At 65.1% G+C, this 24,883-nt stretch carries 23 protein-coding genes and 2 pseudogenes; 7 read left to right on the top strand and 18 right to left on the bottom strand.

Annotated elements, in window-relative coordinates; all coding sequences use genetic code 11:
• Window positions 1-396: pseudogene (locus ACFYE3_RS17215) on the top strand (hypothetical protein); the annotation flags it as partial.
• Between the two features lie 148 nt (window positions 397-544).
• On the opposite strand, the gene ACFYE3_RS17210 reads toward ACFYE3_RS17215, so the two are convergent.
• From ACFYE3_RS17210 to ACFYE3_RS17180, 7 genes are all read right to left on the bottom strand, one after another.
• Window positions 545-817, bottom strand: a complete 273-nt coding sequence (locus tag ACFYE3_RS17210) for a hypothetical protein (protein WP_387611131.1) — start codon at window positions 815-817, stop codon at window positions 545-547.
• A gap of 250 nt (window positions 818-1,067) precedes the next feature.
• Window positions 1,068-1,652: a CGNR zinc finger domain-containing protein gene (locus tag ACFYE3_RS17205; protein WP_387611129.1), complete on the bottom strand. Its 585-nt coding sequence runs from the start codon at window positions 1,650-1,652 to the stop codon at window positions 1,068-1,070.
• A gap of 372 nt (window positions 1,653-2,024) precedes the next feature.
• Window positions 2,025-2,756 (bottom strand): GAF and ANTAR domain-containing protein, encoded by a 732-nt coding sequence (locus ACFYE3_RS17200; RefSeq protein ID WP_387611128.1) that lies wholly within the window; start codon window positions 2,754-2,756, stop codon window positions 2,025-2,027.
• A 9-nt stretch (window positions 2,757-2,765) separates the two neighbouring features.
• Window positions 2,766-3,122: a hypothetical protein gene (locus tag ACFYE3_RS17195; protein ID WP_387611127.1), complete on the bottom strand. Its 357-nt coding sequence runs from the start codon at window positions 3,120-3,122 to the stop codon at window positions 2,766-2,768.
• A gap of 5 nt (window positions 3,123-3,127) precedes the next feature.
• A complete protein-coding gene (locus tag ACFYE3_RS17190) occupies window positions 3,128-3,799 on the bottom strand; it encodes a GAF and ANTAR domain-containing protein (RefSeq protein WP_387611125.1) in 672 nt (223 codons plus the stop codon).
• Between the two features lie 722 nt (window positions 3,800-4,521).
• Window positions 4,522-5,352, bottom strand: a complete 831-nt coding sequence (locus ACFYE3_RS17185; RefSeq protein ID WP_387611134.1) for an oxidoreductase — start codon at window positions 5,350-5,352, stop codon at window positions 4,522-4,524.
• A 139-nt stretch (window positions 5,353-5,491) separates the two neighbouring features.
• The gene (locus ACFYE3_RS17180) at window positions 5,492-6,526 is read right to left on the bottom strand and encodes an IS110 family transposase (protein ID WP_387611123.1); all 1,035 of its coding nucleotides are present in this window, start codon (window positions 6,524-6,526) and stop codon (window positions 5,492-5,494) included.
• 675 nt (window positions 6,527-7,201) lie between these two features.
• On the opposite strand from ACFYE3_RS17180, the gene ACFYE3_RS17175 reads away from it, so the two are divergent.
• From ACFYE3_RS17175 to ACFYE3_RS17160, 4 genes are all read left to right on the top strand, one after another.
• Complete coding sequence (locus ACFYE3_RS17175; RefSeq protein WP_387611121.1) at window positions 7,202-7,924, top strand: IclR family transcriptional regulator; 723 nt, start codon at window positions 7,202-7,204, stop codon at window positions 7,922-7,924.
• 82 nt (window positions 7,925-8,006) lie between these two features.
• Window positions 8,007-8,999 (top strand): PDR/VanB family oxidoreductase, encoded by a 993-nt coding sequence (locus ACFYE3_RS17170; RefSeq protein WP_387611119.1) that lies wholly within the window; start codon window positions 8,007-8,009, stop codon window positions 8,997-8,999.
• Between the two features lie 10 nt (window positions 9,000-9,009).
• Window positions 9,010-10,242, top strand: coding sequence for a cytochrome P450 (locus tag ACFYE3_RS17165; protein ID WP_387611117.1), 1,233 nt, complete (start codon window positions 9,010-9,012; stop codon window positions 10,240-10,242).
• 321 nt (window positions 10,243-10,563) lie between these two features.
• On the top strand, window positions 10,564-10,812 hold the full coding sequence (locus tag ACFYE3_RS17160) for a hypothetical protein (RefSeq protein ID WP_387611116.1): 249 nt from the start codon (window positions 10,564-10,566) through the stop codon (window positions 10,810-10,812).
• A gap of 450 nt (window positions 10,813-11,262) precedes the next feature.
• Here ACFYE3_RS17160 and ACFYE3_RS17155 read toward each other — a convergent pair.
• The 11 genes and pseudogenes from ACFYE3_RS17155 to ACFYE3_RS17105 all read right to left on the bottom strand — a co-directional run.
• Window positions 11,263-11,555, bottom strand: a pseudogene (locus ACFYE3_RS17155) (RpiB/LacA/LacB family sugar-phosphate isomerase); the annotation flags it as partial.
• A 237-nt stretch (window positions 11,556-11,792) separates the two neighbouring features.
• Entirely contained in the window at window positions 11,793-13,286 is a 1,494-nt protein-coding gene (locus tag ACFYE3_RS17150; RefSeq protein ID WP_387611115.1) for an aldehyde dehydrogenase family protein, read from the bottom strand.
• Window positions 13,287-13,447: 161 nt separating this feature from the next.
• The gene (locus tag ACFYE3_RS17145) at window positions 13,448-14,413 is read right to left on the bottom strand and encodes a 1-phosphofructokinase family hexose kinase (RefSeq protein ID WP_387611114.1); all 966 of its coding nucleotides are present in this window, start codon (window positions 14,411-14,413) and stop codon (window positions 13,448-13,450) included.
• 241 nt (window positions 14,414-14,654) lie between these two features.
• Window positions 14,655-15,536, bottom strand: a complete 882-nt coding sequence (locus tag ACFYE3_RS17140) for a sugar phosphate isomerase/epimerase family protein (protein ID WP_387611112.1) — start codon at window positions 15,534-15,536, stop codon at window positions 14,655-14,657.
• A 10-nt stretch (window positions 15,537-15,546) separates the two neighbouring features.
• A complete protein-coding gene (locus ACFYE3_RS17135) occupies window positions 15,547-16,395 on the bottom strand; it encodes an SDR family NAD(P)-dependent oxidoreductase (protein WP_387611111.1) in 849 nt (282 codons plus the stop codon).
• Window positions 16,396-16,412: 17 nt separating this feature from the next.
• The gene (locus ACFYE3_RS17130; RefSeq protein ID WP_387611109.1) at window positions 16,413-17,357 is read right to left on the bottom strand and encodes a sugar ABC transporter substrate-binding protein; all 945 of its coding nucleotides are present in this window, start codon (window positions 17,355-17,357) and stop codon (window positions 16,413-16,415) included.
• Window positions 17,358-17,459: 102 nt separating this feature from the next.
• Window positions 17,460-18,449: an ABC transporter permease gene (locus ACFYE3_RS17125; RefSeq protein ID WP_387611107.1), complete on the bottom strand. Its 990-nt coding sequence runs from the start codon at window positions 18,447-18,449 to the stop codon at window positions 17,460-17,462.
• Between the two features lies 1 nt (window position 18,450).
• A complete protein-coding gene (locus ACFYE3_RS17120; protein WP_387611106.1) occupies window positions 18,451-19,986 on the bottom strand; it encodes a sugar ABC transporter ATP-binding protein in 1,536 nt (511 codons plus the stop codon).
• Window positions 19,983-21,053 carry a zinc-dependent alcohol dehydrogenase gene (locus tag ACFYE3_RS17115; RefSeq protein WP_387611104.1) on the bottom strand — a complete coding sequence of 357 codons (1,071 nt, stop codon included), beginning with the start codon at window positions 21,051-21,053 and terminating at the stop codon, window positions 19,983-19,985. The genes ACFYE3_RS17120 and ACFYE3_RS17115 overlap by 4 nt, the downstream gene beginning before the upstream one ends.
• Window positions 21,054-21,086: 33 nt before the next feature.
• On the bottom strand, window positions 21,087-22,052 hold the full coding sequence (locus ACFYE3_RS17110) for a transketolase family protein (protein ID WP_387611103.1): 966 nt from the start codon (window positions 22,050-22,052) through the stop codon (window positions 21,087-21,089).
• Window positions 22,052-22,930 (bottom strand): transketolase, encoded by an 879-nt coding sequence (locus ACFYE3_RS17105; RefSeq protein WP_387611101.1) that lies wholly within the window; start codon window positions 22,928-22,930, stop codon window positions 22,052-22,054. The genes ACFYE3_RS17110 and ACFYE3_RS17105 overlap by 1 nt, the downstream gene beginning before the upstream one ends.
• Before the next feature lie 224 nt (window positions 22,931-23,154).
• Here ACFYE3_RS17105 and ACFYE3_RS17100 point away from each other — a divergent pair, with 224 nt between their 5' ends.
• A complete protein-coding gene (locus tag ACFYE3_RS17100) occupies window positions 23,155-23,535 on the top strand; it encodes a transposase (protein ID WP_387611099.1) in 381 nt (126 codons plus the stop codon).
• Window positions 23,536-24,234: 699 nt separating this feature from the next.
• Window positions 24,235-24,819, top strand: coding sequence for a MarR family winged helix-turn-helix transcriptional regulator (locus ACFYE3_RS17095; RefSeq protein WP_387611098.1), 585 nt, complete (start codon window positions 24,235-24,237; stop codon window positions 24,817-24,819).
• Window positions 24,820-24,883: the final 64 nt, after the last annotated feature.

The following is a 24,883-nucleotide window of genomic DNA, read 5'->3' as shown; positions in this document are numbered from 1 at the left end:
GCCGCGGCCTCCCGCGGTGACGACGGCAAGGCCGGGGTGTCGGGCAAGGCGGTCGCCGCGGGTGTGGCCGCGGCCGGGGTGGCCGCCGCCGGGGTGGCCGCGGCGGCGGCGGCCAAGAACGAGGATGCCGGGGAGGACACCGACACGGACATCGAGTCGGGCACGTTCGAGGAGGGCACCCCGGTCGCGGCTCCGCTCGTCGAGGAGGAGGCGGTGAGCGAGGAGTTCACGACCCTGGTCCCGACTGCCGGGTCTGAGGACACCGCCGCGCCGGTGACGCCCACGGAACCCCCGACCGCCTATGACGCGGTCGGCCCAGCACCGGGGGAGGACCCGGATGCCCAGGGTGAGGTGCCGCCGAGCGGCGGTGGCCGTCTGCCGGGCGGCGGTATCTAGAACCGTCCGGGTCCGCGCACCGGGCTCCCCACACCGCATGTTGTCGCAGGGACTCGGGGCGAGTCGGGCAGTGACGGGCACGGGCGCCGCCGAGGACCCGGCCCGACAACGGGCAGGGGGGCGCCGGCGGTGGCCGTGCGCGTGGTGCTCACTCCGGATTGTCGACGCGCACCGGGCTGTCCTCTTGTTCCTCCAGGTCGGGCCGGCCCTCGCCCTCTGCTGCGCTGCTGCCGGGGGAGGGGTCCTCGGGCGCCCGGCGGGCCAGACGCCGGTCGACGGCGTCGGTGAAACCCTGGGCGGCCCCGGCACCGACCAGCCCGCCCTGGGCTTCGCCGGCGGCCTCATGGTCTTGCGTGGTCTCCTCGCCCGCGTCGTTGTCGGCGGGGTCCGTAGGGTCGGGGGCATCCAGCGCGGAGCTCATCAAGTTCTCTTCTCATGGGGCCTGTGCGATCAGGAGGTCTTGGTGCGTCAGTGCTCGACCTCATCGAGGGAGTCCGCTTGCGGGTCCTGATGATTCCAGCTCCTGGACCTCTTCCGGCATTCCCGGGCCGGGTGATGACATTGTTCCGACGGGCCGCTCCCGCCGGTGCTCGGCAGAGCTGGGCCCCCCCCGGGGAGGATATGGCGGCGCCACGATGGTTCCAGATGCTGGGGTGGGGCGGAACCCAGGCTCAGGAAACGGGGCTGGTCGCTTTGCGTGCCCGGTGGGCGCGCACCTTGGCCCGGTTGCCGCAGCGACCCATGGAACACCATCGACGTGCTCCGCCGGCTGAACCGTCGTAGAAGATGAGGTCACAGTCCTCCGCGGCGCAGACCCGGACGCGGATGAATCCCGCGGAAAAGGTGATCACCGCGTTTCCTGCGATCATGGCCAGCGCCCGTTCCACCGGCCACGGGGGCATCACATCTTTCGGTGCATCGATCTGTGCAGGGAGGCCGGGGCGTGCGGCCAAAGCATCAATGCAGACCAGCGCATCCTCGGGGAGCTCGTGACCGCGGGCCAGCGCGCAGGCGACCTCGACGATGCAACCCCGCAGCTCCAGGGCGCGCGCCAGGTCCTGCTCCGCGGCGGCAGCCACGGCGGGTGAAATGTGTTGATGCAACCACTGGGCCAGGTCCTCGGGCCCCCGCAATCGTTCCCCGCCCGGGAGCCCGGTGTCGAACCCACCGGTGTAACCGAAGTCAAGACAGATCGCCCCCGGACGAAAGAGCAATCCGGGGCCCCAGGGAGACTGGCATTTTCGACCTCGCGCCATGGGGTTACCGTAGATGACCCCGTGAGGACTGGGATAGGTGCCCCCGACCCGCTGGCATGTTCACGCACGAAAATGACCTGCGCTGTCTGCCCAGCTGCACGCCCTCGGGCGCCGGACAGGCCCCAAGGACGGCCCCCATCGCGCTCCCGCACAGGACCCTGATCACTTCCGGACGGGGTGGTTCCTCGTCAGGGCCGCAACACCCCTCAAAATCTGCGCCATGGACAGCGTCGCGGAGGGCCCTGATCGCTGGACCGATCCGCCCCCGACACTCGAGACCACAAGGGTTGGGCGTTACACAGGACCCAGAAAGCGGCCATCACGCCAGCTGAAGTATCACTTACGAATGCAGCAGTCCCCGTGTGCGGGTGCTCAGGGCTGGAAGTGTGTGGTGGCCGGGCCTTTGCCAACGGTGGCGACCAGTTCGGCGGCCAGGTCCCGCAGCTTGATGTTGCGGTGGCTGGAGGCCGTCCGCAGGATGTCGAAGGCGTTCTCCTGGGTGCAGCGGTTCTGGCCCATGACGATGCCCACGGCCAGGTCGATGGTGGTCCGCGATTCCATCGCGGCCTGCAAATCGGCTTCGGTGTCGCGGTGGCGGGCCAGGCGCACCGCCAGGCGCAGGATCGTGGAGGCCTCGGCCACCTGGCGCTGGACGACCTCGATGGTGGCCTCGTCGTACTTGTCGGGTCGATTCGCGTAGACGTTGAGCCCGGCGTCGGCCTCCCCGCCGAGTTCGAAGGGCACTCCCAGGGCGGAGAGGATGCCGTTGGCCGCAGCCGCCTTCCCGTAGGCGGGCCAGCGGGGGTCGGTGCGGGTGTCGCTCACGTGCACCACCCGGTGCTCCCTCGCGGCGGTGAGGCAGGGGCCGTCGCCGTAGTGGTACTGGATCTCGTCCAGGGCCTCGGCGTGGTGACTGGAGGCGGCCACGGTGACCGAGCGTTTGGGGCGCAGCAAGGTCACCGCGCACCACACCACCTCGCCGTCGCTGGACAGGGCCTGGGCCATGGTGGCGGTGAACCCGCCGAGGAACCCACTGATGTCCTCGGAGCCCAGCAGCAGTTCGTGCAGGTTGGCCACGGGTGCCCCCGTTGGGTGTTCGGTCATGGTCTGCTCCTAGTTCTCGGGTGTCCTGGGGTCGCGGTGGTCCAGTATGTCGCAGTCCTGGACCGGTGCAGTCCCGTTCTGCGCATCGGTGTCCGGGGTGGGGGAGCCTGCCAGGTCGGCGGCGTAGGGCGCCTGGGGTGGGGCGAGGTCAGCCAGGATCTCGTTGGCGGCCTGAGCCAGCAGGTCCCGCTGCAGCCGGGGCAGGAGCAGGGAGTGGTGCAGGTAGGCATCCACCTCGAACTCGCTGATGTCCCCGCCGATGCTGAAGTAGTACAGCCACAGCTGTGCCCGGTCGATGTCGGCGGCGACCATGGTCGCCCGCAAGCACCGGGCCTGCTCATAGCCCACGGCCTCCTCGTCACCCATCCGCTTCAGCTCCTCTGCTCGTCATGGTGGTGCTCGTCAGCCAGCACCTCGGCGGCGATCTCGCTCACCCGCCGGCCCTGACTCTGGGCCTGCTCGAGCAGCGCTGCTCGGGCGGTCTCGGGGTCCAGATGTTGCCGGGCCATCAGCACACCGGCGGCCAGACCGATCGTCTCGCGGGTGGCCAGGGCCTTCTTCAGTGCGGTGCTCAGGCGCACCGGGGCCTCGGTGGTTTGGGCGGCGACGAGCAGGGTGGCTGCCGCGGCGGCCAGCTGGACCAGCAGCTTCTCCTCAGCGTCCCCGAAGGCTGCGGGGGTGGCGGCGTAGACCTTCATCGCCCCCGGGCTGGCGCCGTGGTGGACCAGCGGGACGCTGAGCACCGAGCGGATCCCGGCTTCGGCGGCGGCCCCCAACCAGGCGGGCCAGCGGTCCTCGGCAGCGGTGTCCTGGATCCGTTGCGCCTGCCCGGTGGCCCAGGCGCTCAGGCAGGGACCCTGCCCGAGGGCGTACTGGGCGGCGTCGGCGGCCTGAACGGCCGTGTCGGTGGCCGCGGTGGTGACCCGGGTGCCGTGGGCGTCCAGCAGGGAGACTCCGGCCCCGGCCGCGGTGGGGATCATCTGGTGGGCGGCCCGGGCCAGATGATCCACCGCGGTGCTGGCGTCCTTCTCGGACAGGAACATGCCGTGCAGGTGGGCGAAGACGGTGGTCAGCTCACCGGGGGAGAATTCAGAGGAGATAGGGTGCGCCGTTCGGTAGGAGTGGTCGGGGTGGCGCGAGGGCCGCTGCCGAGTCCGTCAGCGAAGAAAGCGCCCCGCCTCACCGACCCGTCTTGATAGTCAGTCAAGTGCTATTTCTCTGCCACGGGGTGTGGAGACGGCCGCTGAGCAACCGGGTGATGTCCGTGACTCGAGCTTGTGGGCTTTTCACCTCATAGACGTTGCGATAGGGGTTCCTGGTCGAAGCGTGTGGTGATGGATGTAGTGGCGCGGATTAGGCTGAAGGCGGCGGTCACGGCGGCGAGGGCAAGCACCAGGCTGACACCGAGGGTGGCGGAATAGTTCAGTCCGGGCAGGTGACGGTGCAGGTCTCATCCAGGCCGATGCCAATCAGTCAGGCAACGAAGACTCCGAGGCCGGCGGCAAGCCGCACCGACCGCAGTGGCCCGGCCGCTTCACCAACGATGATCCCGCGCAGCACCGAGAGGGGCATGCCGAGGAGTCACATCAGGCTTGGAGCGCGTCTGTGGTCGATGATGATCGCGTTTGTGGCGAGGCCCGGACAGATCCTGGCGAGGGTCACGGTCACAAAGGTGCCCGAGCTCGGTGGCGCCAAGGGCTGTGGACGGAAACTTGATGATCGCGTGCAGGACCGGGCTGGGCTCGGACATGACGGTCCCTGTCGTTCAGGCGTCGAAGTCGGTGCTGCGGCTGAGGGACTCCCAGTCGTCGACCTCGGTGCGCAGCGTGTCGAGTGCGGCTCGGAAAGCGTCGGAGGCGTCGTTGCCGAGCAGCAGCATGTAGGGCACCTCGTCGGACTCGACGGCGGTGATGAGTGCGGCGGCGGCTTTCGCGGGGTCGCCCATCTGGGTGCCGTGCACGGTGTCGTGTTCCTTGCGGCGCCGTCCCGCGGTCTGGGCGTAGTCGGCGATCGGTTCCGCCGACTGCGTGAGGGACCGGTCGGCGAAGTCGGTGCGGAACGCGCCGGGTTCGACGACCATCGCGGTGATCCCGAGGGGGGCGACCTCTTTGCGCAGTGACAGCGTCAGCGCCTCGATCGCGGCTTTGACGGCCGCGTAGTACCCGGAGCCCTCCGGGCAGATCCGCGCGCCGATCGAGGAGAGGTTCACGATCGTGCCGGACCGGCGGGCCCGCATTCCCGGCAGGACCGCTTTGATGGTGCGTACCGTGCCGAACACGTGCGTGTCGAAGAGCTGGTGGACAGGTCCGTCCTCGCCTTCTTCGACGGCGGCCCGGTAGCCGTAGCCGGCGTTGTTGACGAGAACGTCCACAGCGCCGAAGCGTTCCTCGGCGGCGGCCACGGCGGCGCCGACCTGCGCGTCGTCGGTGACGTCGAGTGTGAGGGCAAGGGCGGTGTGGGGGTGGGCGTCCGCGAGGTCCTGAACCTTTGCCACGTCGCGGGCGGTGACGACTGCGTTGTCGCCGTGGGCAAGTACGGCTTCGGCGAACGCTCGACCGAGTCCGGACGAGCAGCCGGTGATGAGCCAGGTGGCCATGGACGTTCCCTTCATAGGGGCAGTGGTGCGTGGAAACAGGCTAAGGGACTGGATCATGACGTGCGCAGGGCCTGCGACCCCTCGCGTAGTCGTCGGGCACTGCCGCACCATGGGTCGGGTCACCAATAGGGCCTCTGTGTCAAGAGTCGGTCGGTGGGCCGGCGCTGAGGTCTTTGAGCATGGTCCGGTAGATGACGTTGCTCAGCCGGCGTTTGAGCGCTCTGCGGGCCTCGCGCGGGGTCTTACCCTCCTGGATTTTCTTCAGGTAGTACTCCTTGCCGGGCCCTCCGTGCTGGATCTGGCACACGGCCATGACGTGCAGCCCCGAGTTCAGCCGTCGGTTGCCTCCGGGATTGAGCCGTTGCCGCAGGTTGTCCCCACTGGAGATGTCCAAGGGCGCTGCCCCGGTGTAGCTGGCGAAGTGCCCGGCCGAGGGGAACCGGCGCACGTCCCCGACCTCGCCCAGGATCTTCCCGGCCAGGATCGTGCCGATGCCCTGCAACTCCATCAAGGAGGTGCCGGTGGCCTGCAGTTCTTCGGCGATCTTCTGCTCGTAGTCGTCCAGGAGCTTCTCCAGCCGGGACACCTCTCCGATCAGGTCCCGGGCCAGATCCCGGCGGCACTGATCGATGGCCGTGGCCGGGCGCACCATGCGCAACGCCGCCCGGGCCCGGATCAGCGTCAGGCCGCGCGGCACGCCCCCCGGGATGAGGTCCCGGAGCAGATCGTGCAGGCGGTTCAAAGCCCGGGTCCGCTCACCCTTGAAGGCATCACGGGCGTGGGTAAGCGCATCTAGGATCTCGGTGTGGTCCTCGGCAACCACCCGCCGCAGCCCCTCGTGGTGCTGGGCGGCCCATCCGACGGCCCGGGCATCAGCGGCATCGGTCTTGCGACCGCCCCCGGTATGCAGCACACGAGCCTTCATCGACAGCGTCGAGGGCACGTCGAGGACCTCGTGACCTTGGCCGAGGAGGTACTGGGAGATGCCCCGGCCCAGGCCTTTCGCGCCTTCCACGGCGAAGCGCACCTCGTCGAACTGCGAGGCCCAGGCCAGCACGGCTGGACCGGTGCCCTTGTTCACGGCGAAACGTCGGGTGGCGCTGGCAGTCCCATCGGCGGCGAGGGCTGCGGCGGTGAGGGAGGACTTGTGCGGATCGATTCCGATGACAGTCATGACGGGTAGCTTCCACTGGTAGGGATATGAAGCTCCCTCGGTGGGCACTCTGACTTCGAATCACCTGCACGCCTCTGTCGAACCACACCCAGGGCAGATGACGGTCGGCCGGGAACCCTATTGGCGAGCCAACCCCACTCCAGGGGCGACAAGAAGCATGCGAACCAGCGCCGACCGCCATCATCAACACTACGAAGCTGCAGACTCCCCAGTGCCGGCCACTCCCAATTCAAGACAAGTCAGGAGCATCCGTTTACCGGACAGTTCCTATCTTCCAGTCCGGGAGATACACCGAAACCGTATAGTTTTCCTCGATGCGCACCTCAAGGAGCTGCCGCCTCGAAGCGTGACAGGTGGGATTTCATGCCGGGGTGCGGCTGGAGCCACCGAAGAGTCCGCCACTTCGATCTGTTCGTCACCATGATTGAGCCGCTGGCGACAGTCCCGGTCACTGGCCTCGCTTGTCCGACCTGGAGATTTCGTGGTCAGAGGCCGGGAAGATTGGTAGATCGATGAGGCGCGCCAGTGCCCCATAAACTTTGCTGGTTCAGCACTGGCGGGTAGAGGTGTGCACAAGCGTCTCTCCGCGATACGCAGGTGGCGCTGCATGCCCTGATAAGTGGTGGAGGGGATCGGTGATAAGAGGTTATGGTCCGCACCCAGTCCGGTGAGTCCGTGCTTTCCCGCGTCGTGCGCCTTGTGGAGGCGTTCCGGCAGGGGGAGGAGTGGGTCACCGTTAGCGACCTGTCCCGGCGTACAGGTCTGCACCTGGCCACGGTCTCCCGGTTGGTCGCCGAGCTGGCCGAGCACGGCTGGTTGGAACGGGACGAGGCTCGTCGGGTGCGGCTGGGGTTGCGGCTGTGGGAGGTGGCGGCCCGAGCGTCGTCAGCGCTGTCCTTGCGGGAGGCCGCCATGCCGGTCCTCGAGGACCTGCACGCCCAGGTCCGCCAGCATGCCCAGATTGGGGTGCTGGAGGGAAAGGAGGTCCTGTTCCTCGAGCGGCTGAGCGCGCCGCAGGCGGTCGTGAACTACTCGCGCATCGCCGGCCGGATCCCCCTCAACGCGTCGTCGTCCGGGCTGGTGCTCCTGGCGCACAGCGATCCAACCTTCCAGGAGGAGGTGCTGGCCGGCCCGCTCGAGGCATTCACCGAGCACACGCCCGCGAACCCCGAACGGGTGCGGCGTTTGCTGGCCACTGTCCGGCGCACCGGGTCGGTGTGCTGCCCCGGGTTCCTGCATCAGGACGCGGCTGGCATCGCCGCGCCGGTCTTCCGCCACGGCAAGGCGGTGGCGACGCTCTCCGTGGTCGTGCCCAACATGCCGGGCGCCTGCCAGTACGAGCCGTTGCTGCGCATCGCCGCCGCGACCGTCACTCGGCGCCTGGACGGAAACGGCTGAGATTCTCTCAATCAATGAGAGTGACGTGGTGCGTGATGCAGGGCACACCAAGACTGAAGGGTATCCGCACCGAGGAGGTCCGATGTCCACCGCACTCCCGTCACCCGTGGTCAGCTCCACCCATCGCACCGCCACCGCCCTGGTCGTCGTCGCCAAGGAGGCCATCGCCGAGGGTGCTCTCGCCCTGATCCTGGGTGCGCCTGATGGCGGGCGGCTGCCGGACTGGTCACCGGGCGCCCACATCGACCTGCACCTGGGGGAAGGCCGGATCCGGCAGTACTCGCTGTGTGGGGACCGCTGGGACCCCACCACCTACCGGATCGGGGTGAAGCTGGACCCGGCCGGGGGCGGCGGCTCCCGGTACATCCATGAGCAGTTGCAGGTGGGCGACGTGATCCCGTTCGGCGGCCCACGCAACACCTTCCGGATGCATCCGGCCGCCTCCTACCTCTTCCTGGGTGCGGGCATCGGGATCACCCCGATGCTGCCCATGATTAACCAGGCAGTGCGACTCGGGCTGCCCTGGCGCTGCGTGGCCTTGGCCCGGACCCGGGCCACCATGCCCTTCCTGGACGAGCTGTTCTCTTTCGGGGAGAACGTCGAGTTCCTCGAGACCTCCGTGACGGGCCGGTGCGACCTCCGGGAGACCATCGGGGCCCTCGACGGCACGACGGGCGTGTACGCCTGCGGACCCGAGCGCTTCCTGAGCTCGTTGCAGCAGTTGGAGCCGGAGCTGAACCTGCTCGCCGGGGGCCTGCGGGTCGAGCATTTCACGGCCGGCTCCGATGCCGGCCCGTCCGGAGGCACCTCCTCCTTCGAGCTCGAGCTGGCCCGCAGCGGCCGGGTCCTCCAGGTAGCCCCGGACCAGTCGATCTTGGACGTGCTGCGGGCCGAAGGCCGGACGGTGTTGGCCTCCTGCGAGAAAGGGCTGTGCGGGACCTGCGACACCGACGTCGTGGCCGGGGCCCCCGATCACCGGGACTCCGTGCTGGCCCCGCATGAGCGCGAGGCAGGGGACTGCATGATGGTCTGCGTCTCCCGCTCGCTGACGCCTCGCCTGACCATCGACCTGTGACCCATCGTCCATGACCGTCCGAGCCGAAAGCCCCGCCATGACCGTCACCGCATCATCCGTTCCCGTCCTGATCGAGGACCCGTTCGGCGACGAGATTCTCACCGACCCTGGTCCCTTCCACGAGACTCTGCGCGAGGCAGGACCCATCGTGCGCCTCGAGACCTACGGGGTGTGGGCGATGGGTCGCCACGCCGAGGTCCACGCGGCGCTGACCGACTGGCAGGACTTCCAGTCCGCCGCCGGCGTGGGCCTGTCAAACTTCACGAAGGAGAAGCCCTGGCGCCCGCCCAGCCTCTTGCTCGAGGCCGACCCGCCCCGCCATGACGCTCCCCGCCACGTGCTCGCCGCGGTGCTCAGCCCTCGGGCCCTCAAGAAGCTGCGCGCCGCCTGGGCTGCCGACGCCGATGAGCTCGTGGCCGAGGTGCTCTCCGGTCCGGCCGAATTCGACGCCGCGCAGAAGCTCTCCGGGGCCTTCCCTCTTCGGGTGTTTCCCGACGCCGTGGGGCTGCCGTCGGAGGGGCGGGAGAACCTGCTGCCATACGGCGACCACGCCTTCAACGCCTTCGGCCCCCTGAACCACCTGGTGGAAAAGGGTGCGTCCCGGGTGTCCGAGCTCAGCAGCTGGGTGGGCTCCCGCTGTGCCCGCGATGCACTGGCCTCGGAGGGCTTCGGCGCCGACATCTGGGCCGCCGCCGACCGCGGGGAGATCACCCCCGACCAGGCCCCGTTCATCGTCCGGTCCCTGCTCACGGCCGGGGTCGACACCACCGTCCACGCGCTCTCGGCGATCCTCAACTCCTTCGCTACCCACCCCGACCAGTGGGACCGACTCCGCGCCGACCCCTCCTTGATCCGCACGGCCTTCGACGAGGCCATCCGCCTGGAGTCCCCGGTCCAGACCTTCTTCCGCACCACCACCCAAGCCGTGTCCGTGGCTGACACAACCATCCCCGCCGGCGAGAAGGTCCTGCTGTTCCTGGGCTCCGCCAACCGTGACCCGCGCCGCTGGGCGGATCCCGACACCTTCGACCTCTCCCGCGACCCCTCCGGGCACGTGGGCTTCGGCATGGGCATCCACCAGTGTGTGGGCCAGCACGTGGCCCGCCAGGAAGCTGAAGCCCTGCTGCACGCCATGATCCCGCGCATCCGCCGCATCGAACTCGCCGGCGAACCAGTACGCCACCTCAACAACACCCTGCGAGCCTGGGGCTCCCTCCCCGTACGCGTCGAGCTCGACCACTGAGCGGTCCCCGAGACACCCCGTTCCACCCCACCGTCGAAAGGTCCGTCCTGCCCTGCAGGAGCACCCGCCGTGGAACTGCCCTCGTTCCCCTGTTCGCCGCCCTGAGCCTGGGCCTCACCGCCTGTGGCGCCTCCGCCGAGGAAGAGGGCGCGGCCGCCGCCGCCGAGGAAGAGGGTGCGGCCGCCGCCGCCCGCGTGGGGTACTTCCCTCTGGTCCACACCGCCACGGCGGTGCACGCCGATGAGACCGGTCTGTTCGAGGCCGAGGCGCTCGACGCCGAGCTGCTGCAGACCTCCGGCAGCGCCGCCGCCATTCCCGCTGTTGTCTCGGGCGAGTCCGACTTCACCTCCACCAACTACACCTCCGCTCCTAGCAGTCGAGCAGGACCTGCCGGTCCAGCTCGTCGCCGGCAACGACGTCGGCGTCGAGGACCACGGCATCTACGTGGCCGAGGACTTCGAGCTGAGCGAGCCGGCCGACCTCGCGGGCAAGGCCGTGGCCGTGAACAATCTGCAGAACATCGGGACCGTCGCCGTCCACGCGCAGCTCGAGGATGCAGATGGCGCCTGAATCCGCTGACCACCAGCCATGACCGGCCCGCCGCCAACGCATGTTTGCGGGCGTCGAAAAAGTTGCTTCGCCACATCAAAATCGAGACCGTCATAGCACCGTCGTTGCGGACAGAGGGCAGCGCATTGCTGCGCGCTGAAAGACGGGCGCCCGAGGCAAATAGGCGGCCGGCCCAGCGACTGATCTGCCGGCACAGCAGGAAACTAATTGTCCTATCTCCACACGTCTTACTACCGGTTCAAAATGGGCGAAAGAGTGATCCGGAAGGTGCCACGATATTTTATGCGGCGTGCTTTCACTGCCGATTGGGGCGCGTAGTTCCTGGGCATTGGCCGATGGCGCTCCGAAATACATCCACCGCGATTCGGCAGCTGTCTCTCCTCCAGCGCGACCACAAGCTCCAATGCCGTTCATCCCGAGGCCAGACTCCGGGTAACCCTTAGCCGGACGCTACTCCTTCAATTCGTAGTGCGACATCTGCGCAATCCTGCGTAAGGGCCCTTCATCTTCGCTGAAATGCTCCTCCAGGAAGGCCTTGGTGAGCGACATGGTTTCGTCCACGACGTGTTGCCGCCACCACGTTGGCGTCATTGTGCTGCCTTGCGCATTCTGCGGTAAAGGGTTCCCAAGGAGCGCTGCTCGGATGCCGGGAACCTTGGTGGCCGCTATCTGTTCGCCGTTTCCGAAACCGCCTAGGATGATGCTGGGGCATGCCTGCCGGCGGCCTGGTCAGCGACCATCGCCTGGCCTCAGTTACACCGTCTCCCCCGGTCCCGGGGGCCCTTGCCGTACTGGTGACCCATGGGCCCGCATCACCGCGCATTGGGTGCAGGGTTCTGGTAATAAACTGGAGAGATCCACTCGATCCGCCTGCGCATATGTGGACAAGCGGATCTGTCCTAATCGTGAGGACGGCGGCCTGCGCCTACATGGTGCCGGCCGCCGCCATCTCTGGCATCCTTCTGAAATGCCACGCCATATCAGGGAACGGGGATGTCCGCTTCCAGGTGGGCGATGGAGCGGGTGTCCTGGAAGGCGCGGATGCCTTCGATACCCTGCTCGCGTCCCATGCCGGACTGTTTCATACCACCGAAGGGTGCGCGCAGGTCGAGACGCGTCGCACCGTGGTCGTTGACCCAGACGTAGCCGCAGGCCAGCTGCGCTCCAACGGCATTGGCCTTGGCCTGGTTGGCGGTCCAGACGGAGCCTCCCAAGCCAGCCCATGTGTTGTTGGCCGCAGCAATGGCCTCCTCCTCGGTGTCGAAGGGGATGATTGGAAGAACTGGGCCGAACTGTTCCTCGGTGACCACACGCAGGCTGGGATCAGGGTCGATCACTATGGCGGGGCGGAGGAAATTGCCGCCCTGCAACTCGGCAGCGACCGGCAGTGTCCCGAACTCGCGCACGTCCGCGCCCGCCGCCCGCGCCTCGTCAATGAGGCCAGCCACGAAAGTTTTCTGGTCCGCGGAGTGAAGCGGCCCCATGGTCGTGCCTTCGTCCAATCCGTAACCAAGGACGACATTGTCCAACCGGGTGGAGAGACCAGTCACCAGTTCGTTCAGGCGTGACCTGTGCACATAAACGCGTTTGGCGTTCATACAAATCTGGCCGGTCGTGTCGAAGACCGCTGCGTACAGCCGGTCCAGATGGGTGTCGTCCAAGACGGCATCGTCGAGGAAGATCGCCGCGTCGTTGCCGCCGAGTTCAAGGGTGACTCGGGTCAATGACTCCGCGGCCATCTCCATGATGCGTTTGCCGCCGTTGACACTGCCGGTGAAGCAAACCTTTGCCACGTCTTCGTTCTGGATCAGCGGCGCCATCTCACTGTCACGGCCCGTAACTACGTTCAAAACTCCGGGCGGCAATTTTTCAGCGATCCGCTGCACGATCCGGGTTGTGGCCAAGGGCGCTGTCAGGGGCGGCTTGACGATCACGGTGTTACCGGCTAGCAGGGCGTGGGGGAGCGCTGCGCCCAGGATCGCCACCGGCCAGTTGAACGGCACGATGATGGTGACCACACCCAGCGGCTGGTATGACACCGTCGTGGTGACCGGGATGCCGGGTGCCGGTTCGAGGACCTTCGTTTCGTCCATCTCGCCGGCCAAGGAAATGGCGAGTCGGCAGCGGATTTCAAGTACGAGCGCATCGACCCAGGCCTCGGTCACGACTTTTCCGTTCTCCTGGGACAGGACTGCTGCGTCTTCGTCCCGAGAGTCTTCAAGGCCATTGATTGCTTCCTCGAGCGTCTTGGCTCTTTCTTGTGTGTTCTGCGCCGACCAAGCCGGATAGGCGGCTTTGGCTGATGCAACTGCAGCCTCGACCTCCTGCCTGGACGCATTCGCCGCGTATCCCACCACAACTCCGGGCTTTCCCGGATCCACGATGGCGAGGGTTTCACTGGTCTCTCGGCTTTCCCCGCCGATGTAGAGGCCCGTGGTCACTGGCGCATGGGTGCTTGTCGTCAGGTCAGTCATTTCTCATTACCTCTCGTCGTTTTCTGCATTACTTCTGATCACAGCAAGCTGCTCACACCTAGTCCATCTCGTGCTGCTGTCACCAGGGCGCGGTGCCCGCGTGCCCCCTGGCACCATCCATCCATGCCCCCTCCCCTTATGGAGCCACGTCATAGACGCGCTCAGGCGAGTTGACGGTCCAGCTCGGGGAAACCTATTCGGACCTCGTAGGGTTCCGTGCTGATGTGGGGCAACACGGTTGTCGCCTGCCCCACCGCGAGGGCACCCCACGAGACGGCCCGCCGGAGGGCCTCGTCACACCACTCCGTCCTAGGGGATTCCGGATGGGCGACGCTGAGGTAGCCGGCAAGCGCCGCGTCTCCTGCTCCCGTGGTGTTGAGGACCTGCGTTCGCGGGCCGCGCCCCCACAGGATCCCCTGCGCACTGACCTCGAGGATGCCGTCTGCGCCAAGGCTCGCCAGCACGGTGTCGACCCCGGAAGCCCTGACCAGGTTGGCGGCATCCACGACGTCGCGCAGGCATCGCACAGTAATTCGTGTCATCGTCATCAGTTCCTTGATGTTGGGCTTCACCACATCGGGTTGACATGCCCGGGACCACTTCGAAAGCGTGTTGTCGCCGACGGGCGAGTCCAAGCAAATCGAGACCCCCAAGGAGCGCATGCTGTGGAACAGAGGCTGTATGTCGACTGATGTGCCCGTGCTCGTGTTGACAGGCAGCGAGCCGCCCAGCACGAACCAATCGGCGTCGATGCGCTGAACCTCATCGATGACGGCTCGGCACAAACCGGACCACTGGTCAGGATCCAAAGGCGCTGGAACCGCGTTGATGTTCGTCGTCGTGCCTGTTTCGTCGACGGCGATAACATTGGTGCGCAGCGGGCTTCCCACGTCGATGCCTCGGACCACTTTGAGGAGCTCATCACCGTATCCGCCTCCGGCGATTCGCTCCCGGTCAATCGGTAGAACCGCCGAAACCGTATTGCCTGCCAGGTGGAGGGTCCTGGCTACGTTGACCCCGTTCCCCGCGAAGTACGTGTCCACGCTCCTGGCCCTGTTGACGTGCCCTACCTGGACTCGGTCGAGGAAATACACCTTGTCGATGGAGGGAGCGGGCGTGAAAGTCACGACCCGTGGGGCGGCGAAAGCACGATCCGTAGCGCCGCCCGAGCGGCCCGGCGCCCCGTCCGGTCGAAAATCGGGACCGCCGAGTCCCGTTCGCGCTCTGACGTCCATGCCGACTCCCTCGACTCTCGTACTGAATAGGGCCGATCACCACTCGCGTCGCACCATCTGAGCCGTTCGTGGTGATTGTCGACGGAAAGCATGTCGTTGCCATCGTGATTCGTTTTCGGTACGTCAGCCTGCGTTACTGACGTCCGGCCGGGACGTTCGCCGCCCCACTGGTGTTGAGCATGTACGTGGCGTCAGCGGCGAAGGCCGCGCCGCCCTCGAACGGACTCCGCCATATGGCCAGCATGTTGGCCGCTGCGCTGTCGAGGTTGTGGCGAGAGAACGCTTCAACTCCCCATCGTCCCTCGTAGCCGTCATCCAAGGCCTGGCGCACGATTCCGGCGATATCGACCGCTCCGGTCGAGAGCAGGCCCCGCCCGGATTGGCCGAGCTCGAGGTAGCCCAGCTTGGGTAGCGCGGTTCGTATGGCAGCTGACACGTCTTCCTCCTCAATAGCCATATGGAAGGTGTCCAGGTGGATCCGGAGGTTCTCGGAACCGCTCGCTGAGATGTAGTCCATTGCCTGGGCGGCAGTGTTCACGACGGAGGTCTCGTAGCGGTTGAGCACTTCGAAGGTCATGCGAACCCCGCGGTCGTGGGCCTCGTCGGCTATCTTCCCCACCTCCTTTGCCGACCTCTCGAACGCGGCCCGGTCGGTCGGATCGGTCGGGTGGCCGAAAACGCCGTAGGGTACCCCGTTGAGCTGGTCTGCGCCGAGAGAGACGGTGAGATCGAGAGCTCGACGGAGCAGGGCGGCTCCGGCTTCACGCACATCGTCCTCCGCCGAGGAGACGTCGGCGTGCGCGCTCTGTCCCGCGAGGGTGATCGGCGTCAGATCCCGGACCGTGAACATCTCGGCCAGTGCCGCCACGTCGATGGTGTCCGCATCAAGCGGTGGCAGCACGACCCGGCGGAAGCCGGCGGCGGCGATGGCATCGAGCGCCGAGGGAAGCTGTTCCAATGATGCGTCGGGCACGAAGATGTTGAGGTGGCATGCCACGTCGAGCGTAGGGTGCATTTTCGCTACCTCAGAATGCCGGCAGGAGGAGGCGTTGCTTGAAACTGGAATATCCGTCGTCGACGTGCACCACTGTGCCGTTGATCACGTTGGCTTCGTCGGAGGCGAGGAAGGCGACAACGTCGGCGATCTCATCAGGCTCAGTCATGACGCCGCGCAACTGCTCCGATGCGAACGTCTGCTTGAGCTCATCGGTGAACTGACTGATGATCGGTGTGCCAACTCGGCCCGGGGTGATTGCCACGGAACGCACGCCGTACTCAGCCAGCTCGTAGGCTGCAGATCTCGTAAACGAGATGACGGCCGCCTTGGCCGCGCTGTACGAGAAGGCCAGTTCTGCGGCCTGCTCGCCGTAGATGGACGAGGTGTTGATGATCACGCCGCCCCTGCCTTGGTCACGGAACTGCCGGCCAGCTGCGAGGATGCCGTAGTAAACCCCGTCCTGGTCGATGCGGATCATCGGCGCATAATCGATTTCCGGATCGTGCTCGAGCAGTGGCCTGCCACCGGCAATGCCCGCGTTGTTGAAAATGACGTCGAGCCCGCCGAACAGCTCGACGGCACGCGCCACAGTTGCTTCGACCTCCGCGAAGCGCGAAACGTCTACCTGGGCCGCTGCTGCAGTGCCCATAAAACCTGCTGCCTCCACCTCTGCGACCACCTTCTCTGCCTGTTCGAGATTGATGTCGGCAACCAGCACCCGCGCTCCCTCGCGCACAAATTTGTGAACGGTTGCGCGTCCGATTCCGCTGGCTCCGCCGGTAATAATGGCGACTTTGCCTTCCAAGCGCATGATTCTCCCTTTCTTGGATTCTGATTTGCTTCTGCCGGACGGGCTCCGTGCCGGGATGATGTCCATCCCCCACGACACCCCCGTCAATCGGTGGGCTGGATCTCGTCGACGTTGTCCCGAGTGACCAGGGTGACGTCGGTTTCGACGAAGTTTTCCTCGGGCTCGGTGCCCGACGTCGCGTAGGCTTCCATGTCCTCCAGAACCACGTCCAGAACCAAGGGCCAGTCCTGCACGACCGTTGCGTGGAAGGGTCCGTCCTTTTTGATCTCTTCCAGCGCGATGCCCACGGCGTCGACACCGGTAACAGGAATATCGTCGCGGCCTGCCTCATTGATGGCCTGGACAGCGCCTATTGCCGCGTGATCCCAACCGACCCAGATCCCGTCCAACCCGTCTGGGTTGGCCTGAAGGTAGTCCGTCACAAACCTCAGCGCCTCTTCTTGGGACGTTCCGGGATTCAATACCTGTTTGATCTCCCCGCCAGCAAGGTTCGCTCCACCCTCCTCAAGGAGGTCCGCTGCCATGTGACTGCGTGTCATGATCCCTACGTGGGGGTCATGACCGATGACCATCACGTTCTTGCCTTCGAGACCTCCCATGGCAGTTTCGAGGGCGCCCACCGTGAGGTCGGCGATCTGTTGCTGATTTGAGGTCACATCGACAGTGAAGTCATCGTTGGGTTCCACCCCGCCGTCGATCGAAAAAATCGGGATGTCCGCGTTCTCCGCGGCGTTCACCAGGGGCGTGATCTGTCGTGGGTCTGGGAATCCGGCAAGGATCGCGTCCACGTCCTGCGTGATGGCGCCGGTTACGTCTGTGTTGATTTTGTCGTAGTCGAATTCGCTCGTGTAGAGCCGGACATCCCAGCCTTTTGCCTCGCTCTCCTCGACGAAAGCGTCCATGGTCGCCTTGGCGACAGGGGTGCCGTAGCCGGCCGTGAAGGCAGCAACCGTGAAGGTCTCCTCGGATCCTCCCCCGCTGGCCGAACCGGAACAACCAGCCAGTGCCAGCGCCGAAGCCAGAGCCATTCCGGCGAGTGTCGTATTACGTCTGCTCATCATCTACTCCGATTGTTCGTGATTGCATGAATAATTCGTGTGCGTATAAATTATTGTTCTGCAGCGCTGAAACTACTTGTTCTTGGCTTTCAGGGATGAGAGCGTGACGGCCGCGATGATGATGAGCCCGGTGAGAACCTGCTGGACGTAGGTGTTCACGCCAATGATGTTCAGGCCGTTGCTCATGACTCCGATGATGCCGACGCCGACGAGGGTGCCGCCGATATTGGCCTGTCCCGACTTCAGCACGGTCATGCCCAGGAAGACCGCCGCGATAGCAAGCATCATGTAGTTGTCCGCGCTTCCCGAGCTCGCGCTGCCCAGGCGGCTGACCAGGATGATGCCGCCGATCGCGGACGCCAAGCCCGCGAGGACGAAGGCGAAGAAGCGGGCCCATTGAACGTTCACGCCGGACAATTGGGCAACCTCGGCATTGCCGCCCACTGCGTACCATCGCCGACCCACGGTGGTGAACCGCAACACGACCCACAGCATGACGGCCACGGCCAACGCAAAGAAGATGGGCATCGGGATTCCGAGCGGCCGGCTCTGGCCGATCCAGAAAAAGTCTTCCGGCATTCCGTAAAGCGTGGTGCCGTTGGTGACCATGAAGGCCAGGCCGCCGACTGTCGTCATGGTCGCGAGGGTCGCCACGAACGCCGAAAGTTTGAGGAACGCGACGAGAAAACCGTTGACCGCGCCCACCAGGGCGCCAACGAGTAGTGCCGCGAGGATTGCGAGGGGTATCGGGGTTCCTCCGATCATCAGCATCGCTGCCGTAGCACCCGAAAGGGTCGCGTTGGTGCCCACCGAAAGGTCGAAGTCACCCACTACCATCACGACCGTCTGCCCCGCGGCAATGATGGTGAGGATGGCAATCTGCTCGAAGATATTGCGCATGTTCCCGAAGCTGAGGAACACTTCCGGCCGCATCATCGCGAAGAACGCGATGAGGAGGATCAGAGCGAAGACGGTGCCTCCCTGCCGAAAGAAATGAGAGACCGGGGAGTGCTCGCGCGTGGTTGTCGTCGTCGTTGGCGGGAGCATTTCTGTCTTGGACATGTCAGTGGGCTCTTCCGTAGCAGTAGGAGAGGAGGAGTTCGTCGTCGGCAACATCGGACTGGACTTCGCCGGAGATCCGACCCTCGTGCATGATGATGATGCGATCGGACATCCCGATGAGTTCGGGCAATTCTGAACTGACGGCAACGACAGTGGTGCCTCCGGCGGCCAGTTCGCGGATCAGGCGATAGATCTCAGCCTTCGTGCCCACGTCGATGCCGCGAGTCGGTTCGTCCATCAGCAACACCTTGGGCTTGCGGGCGAGCATCTTGGCCAGCACGACCTTCTGCTGGTTGCCGCCGGAGAGCTGCCCGACGGGCTGCCGCGGTCCGCGCGCTTTAATCCTCAAATTCGTTAGCCCTCGATCGGCGAGATCTGCGACGCTACGATCGGACACCCATCCCAGCGTGCTCACCGATTTGAGGTTGGCGATCGCGATGTTGTCCTGGATTGGAGCGCTCAGGATGACGCCTTGGCTCCGTCTTTCCTCGGGAACCAGGGCGATCCCTGCCTCAAGGGCGCGGCCGACGCCGGGGTGGTGCGGCAGGACCTGGTGGGAGATTGCGATCGTCCCCGACGAGTGCTTCTGGGCGCCGGCGAGAAGACGCAACAACTCGCTGCGCCCGGAGCCCGCCAAGCCTCCTATGCCGAGGACCTCGCCGGCGTGCGCGGTGAAGGACACATCCTTCACCCGGCGCCCGTTCAAGCCCTCGACGGTGAGGACGACCTGGTCGGTCGAGGTGCTGCGCTCCGGGAAAAGCTCTCCCGCAGGGCGGCCGACCATGGTGGAGATGACCTCATTCACAGAGGTGTCGCCAACGCGTTTGGTGATGATGGTCTCGCCGTTACGCATGACGGTGAGGCGGTCGCAGAGCTCGAAAACCTCCTCGAGCCGGTGCGAAACGTAGATGATTGCGACGCCCTCGTCCCGCAATGCCCGGAGCACCGTGAACAGGTCGGTAATCTCGTGGTCCGTCAGCGAGGCCGTCGGTTCGTCGAGGATCAACACACGGGCGTCGGTGGCGAGAGCACGTGCGACGGCGACCATTGTCTGTTGCACCGGTGAGAGCTCGCCCGCGAGCTTGTCGAGCGGGATGCGCTGGTTCAACCGGTCGAGATACTCCTTGGCCTGTTTGTTCAGACCACGCCAGTTCACCAAACCACCCCGGTTCGGTGTCTTCTCGCCGAGCAGGACATTCTCGGCCACGCTGATCGTCGGCACGATCGAAAGTTCCTGGTAGAGCGCCGCGACGCCGGCTTTGTGTGCGGCCCGGACGCTCGCGAATTCGACCTCTTCGCCGTCGCGGAGGATGCGCCCGGAGTCGGGGGCGTAGAGTCCGGTGACGACCTTGATGAGCGTGGACTTTCCGGCGCCGTTTTCACCGAGCAGCGCATGGATTTCGCCTGGCTGCACCGAGAGGCTTACACCGTTGAGTGCGTGCACGCCGTCAAAGGTCTTGACGATGTCCCGCGTCTCGAGAGCAGGGTCACGATCGAGCACGTCGACCTGGCGCGGAGGTGTATTCAGGATGGTCATGCGAGACGCACCCCGTCATCGATGTCGTTGCACCGGATGACCACCTTCGCGTGCTCACCGCTCACGTGGACGGCGAAGGCTGACTCCGCATCCTCCAGGTCGAACACTGACTGAGTCAGATCGTCCAGTTCGAGGTACGGCAGGATTTGCAGCGCGCGGGGGAACGCGTATGGCGAGACAAAAACGCCGGTGAGAGTGAGTTCTTTGAGGTAGAGGTATTGCGAGAGGTTCAGTGGCATCTCGAAATCATGCGGGTACATCGCCCCGTAGACGACCGTTGCTCCCTTGGCTGCGATGTCGAGTAGCCCGCGTACGGCGCGCGGTGACCCGGACGCGTCGATCACGACATCGAACCCACGACCCTCGGTGATCTCCTCCGCGCGCTGGTACTGGTCCTCGGTGAGCGGATCGATCACGAAGTCCGCACCGTGTCGGAGCGCCATCTCGCGGCGCTCTTCGATGGGCTCGATGAGGGTGAGCGAGGTGGCGCCGTTCATCTTCAGCACTTGCAGGGCCAGCTGGCCGATCGGACCACCCCCGCAGATGGCCACGCGATCTCCGACCTTGACAGTGGTCTTGTCGGCGATCCGCACTGCAACGGAGACCGGCTCGAGCAGGCATCCCTTCAACAGCGACACACTGTCCGGCAACTTGTAGACCTGTGACTCGTGCCAGGACACCGTCTCGGCCATGCCGGGACGGTTGTACTCCTGGATGTGCTCACAGAACTGCTGCTGCCCGCCTCGACAGGGCGTGCAGGTGCCGCAGAACCGCAGGAAGTTGCCCGCGACCCGGTCGCCCACCTGCAATCCATTCCGATGTGCTTTCGCTCCGAGTGCCTCGATCACGCCCGAGAGTTCATGACCGAGTCCGATAGGCACGTCTGTGCCGAAGAAGCCTTCGGCTAGGTGGGGGTCTGATCCGCAGATTGCCGAGTAGGCGACGCGGATTCGGACATCTTCAGGACCGAGCGGTGGTTCCGGGAGGTCGACCAGGCCGATGCGACCGCGCGCCTGTTCGTCAGGGTCGCGGAGACTTCCGATCTTGGTGACAGCTACTGTTTTCATCTTGTCTCTCCGTTGAGCGCGTCGGTCGGTGGCTCAGGGCTGGGCGGCGATGACTCGCCGAGTGGCGGCGATGGTCGCCTCAAGTCCGTAGCCGTGCTTGTCGCGCAGCTCCTCGTCGTCCCCGAAGCCGGCGTACACCTGGGGGATTCCGAGGCGCTCGAAGGCGGTGAGGTGGATGTTGCGGTCAGCGACGACGTCAGCAACCCGGGAGGCCAGTCCGCCGTATGCGAGGTGATCCTCGAGGATGACAAACCTACCGTCGGTCTCAGCGGCGCACTGCGCGATGAGTTCCTCGTCGATGGGCTTCAGCGTGAACATGTCAACGACACGCACTGCGCGACCGTCCTTCGCCAACTTTTCTGCAGCATCCAAGGCTTGAGCGACGACTGTGCCGTGAGCGAAGATCGTGGCGTCCGTACCTTCACGGGCGATGATTCCTTTACCGATCCGCACATCGTGCTGCCCGGGCTCGTACAGCACCCTGTCCTTCTTGCCCACGGCGAGGCGGATGTAGATCGGTCCCTGCATGGTCATTGATTGGCGAATGATTTCGCCGACCATCATGGGGTCACCAATAGAAGTGACGGTCATGTTCGTCAGGGCGCACATGAGGGCGAGGTCCTCGACAGCGTAGTGCGTAGAGCCGCCGTTGCCGACGAGTCCACCATGGGTGCCGATGATCTTCACGGGAAGATTCGGATAACAGACGTCGGTTCGTACCTGCTCGAGCGCACGCATGCTGAGGAAAGGAAGCATGCCGGAAACCACCGGGATGTTGCCGTCGTAGGCGAGGCCCGCTGAGATACCGACGCACGCCTGCTCGGCGAGACCCACATCGAGGAAGCGTTCCGGGAATTTGTCGCGGAACTCCACGAGCGTCGCCCCGATGTCGGGGGTCAGAACCCACAGGTTGTCGTACTCGTCGCCGAGTTCGGCCAACGTCGATCCGATGACGGATCGTGCGGAGAGCATGTCTCCAAAAGTGAATGTCACGGGCATCAGACTGACTCCTTCTCACGGGATGCTTCGAGGGCTTTCATCGCACGCTCCAGATCGGCCGCCCCCAGCGAGCCGGCGTGCCAGGCGAGGTTGTGCTCCATGAAGTCGACGCCTTTGCCCTTGACCGTTTCGCAGATGATCACGGTCGGCCGTTTGCTGTCAGCTGCAGGCAGCCCGTCGAGCGCATCGACGAGCTGGCCCATGTCGTGACCGTCAATGTTGACGACGTTCCAACCGAACGCCGCCCACTTGTCCGGGTAGGGCTCGAAGACCACTCGTTCCTCCGCGAAACTGGTCATCAGCTGACGGTTGCGATCGATGAAGGCAACGAGATTGCCGAGTTCGTTACTACGCCCAGCCATAGCCGCTTCCCAGACGGATCCCTCACCAGTCTCACCGTCACCGAGCAGGCAGAAAACGCGGTGCGACTCGCTCCGGCCCCTGGCGCTGAGCGCCATCCCCACTGCCAACGGCAGCCCGTGGCCTAGAGACCCCGTCGAGCACTCCACCCCGGGCAGCTGCACCTTGCAGGGGTGCATGCCGTAGGCGCTGTCGAGCTGGCCGTAGGTATTGACGATGCCTTCGTAGGAGATGAATCCGCGCATCGCCATCGCAATGTACATGCACACTGCGGCGTGGCCCTTGCTCAGCACGAAACGATCACGGGCGGGATTGGCGATGTCCGTGGGATCGACGTTGAGGCCGTAGTGGTAGAGCGCGGTGAAGATGTCCGCAGCGGAAAGGTCACCACCGATATGGACGGCCCCCTCATAGGTGCCGCACAGCTGCAACAGCTTCGACCTCAGTTCAAAAGCAAGGTCCTCCAGCTCTTCAACGGTGTGCGGGTTCTCGCTAGTTTGCAGGCTTGTTGGGCCCATCTCATGCCTCCTCATTGAATGACACCGACGTCGACCTGCGCGACTCTCGTCGCCGCCATCGATTCACTGGTGGTCACACACGCCGGCTTCCGGCGCTGAATGTGACGAGGCTAACAGTGTCCTGTTTACTTGTAAACAGGTTTGGTCGTAAAACTCCCGGCCGCAACATGTCTCTTTATTCGTGTGGCCGGTTCTGCCACGCTGGGGGCATGTCCTGTGCTGCTGTGCTGACCGATGACCAGTGGGAACGGATCCACTCCTTGTTGCCGTCCTCTGACGGAAAGCGGGGTCGGCCGTTCCGCGATGACCGTCCCGTGGTGGAGGGGATCCTCTTTCGCTACCGGTGGGAGATCGCCTGGCGCGAGGTGCCAGAAGAGTTCGGGCCCTGGCAGACCGTGTGGAAACGCCACCGGCGCTACAGCGCCGACGGGACCTGGGACCGGATCTTGGCCGCGTTGCTGACTGATGCCGACAAGGTCGGGCTCATCGACTGGGCGGTATCGGTGAACCCCACCATCAATCAGGCCCATCAGCATGCGGCGAACTTCGCTCGCGACGCGGGGGCCGGGATCGACCTGCACCAATCTGTCCGCCGAGATGGCTAATCCCGCGGTGGGCCGCTCCCGTGGCGGGCCCCCGAGCATGAGCAATTCCTTAGCCGACGGTTCCGGAGGTGCCCGGCGGTCCCGGGCAAGCCGGGGACCCCCCGGCGTTCCCACGTCTGAAGCGGCATCTGTGGGGTGGTCCGCCACGGTCCGCCCCCGAAATTGCCCGGGGCGGCGACGGGCGGACAAGGCCGTTGCCTCCGATTCCATAGCCTCCCGGCTGCAAGCCTGGGGTGCCACTGCAGTGATGCCGGAAAAGGATGACTAGGCCGGCCACCGAAGCACTGCGGGGCCCAAGGTGGCCGGCCACCGTTCTTCGACGCCGGAAACTACAAGGGCCGCGATGTTGTCGAACGCTCCGTCGATGTCTTCCAGCAGTAGTGAGGCCTCCGGACACGCTTCGACAAGCTCGTACTGATCTGCCGCGGCGCAGCCGTGCTTCGCATTAGTACCGCCTGGGTCAGGACCTATTGGGAGACAGGTCCTAGCATGGATGGGTAAAATGTCTCGTGCTGGGTGCCCATCGTGCCGATGGGTGGGCAAATGCGGTGAAGCACGCGAGCTTTTCTTCCAGGATCCACGCCGGCCGTCCGTGCGGCGTCAGAGGATCCAGCCCCATGGGCAGTGAGTCGGCACCACCAGCCCCACGGTTGAGGTTTCTGCGGGCCGAGGCGCGAATGGCGGGGGCTATGTGCTCTCGTGAAACTCAACATTAGATTGATCGAAGTGTCACGTTTGCCCGCCACCAAAAGGAGTGTCATGCCAAGCGAAATATTGCAATGGCCTCGATCATCAACGCCTCCCGAAGCTGTGACGGAACCGCTGGCCGAAGGTATTGACCCGGAGAACTTCACACCAAGGCTGATTTCCCTACTGTCCAACGTGCTCGTCTGGCGCGAGTCGCATGAAATGCGCCGGCACTTCCGACTTGGTACCAACGACTGGCGGGTGATTTCGGCCTTGGCGATTCGTCCTGGTGCATCCGCTAGCGAGGTGTCGGACTTCCTCGTGCTCAATAAGGCGGTCATCTCGAAAAGCGTCAACATACTGTCTGAACGCGGCTTGGTGCTCTTGACTGATGGACCACGTGGATCCCGACCTATGTATCTCACCCAGGCTGGTGCAGAGATGCACAATGCCATGTTGCCCATCTCCATGCGCGGGCAAGAGATTATATTGGCCAATTTGTCTGACGACGATATCAGTCGACTCAATGACTTGCTGCGACGCATGCTTGAACAGGTCCGTCAGCTACAAACGGTCGAGAACGATGTGCAAGTGTAATTGGTTCTGCCGATAGGCGTGGTTGAGCGGTGGCATGAGACAGGCGCGACACCTAGTAAACACG

Origin of the sequence: Kocuria arenosa (assembly GCF_042879215.1) — a bacterium.
Classification (GTDB): Bacteria; Actinomycetota; Actinomycetes; order Actinomycetales; family Micrococcaceae; genus Kocuria; species Kocuria arenosa.
This window is presented reverse-complemented; position numbering and strand designations above follow the sequence as displayed.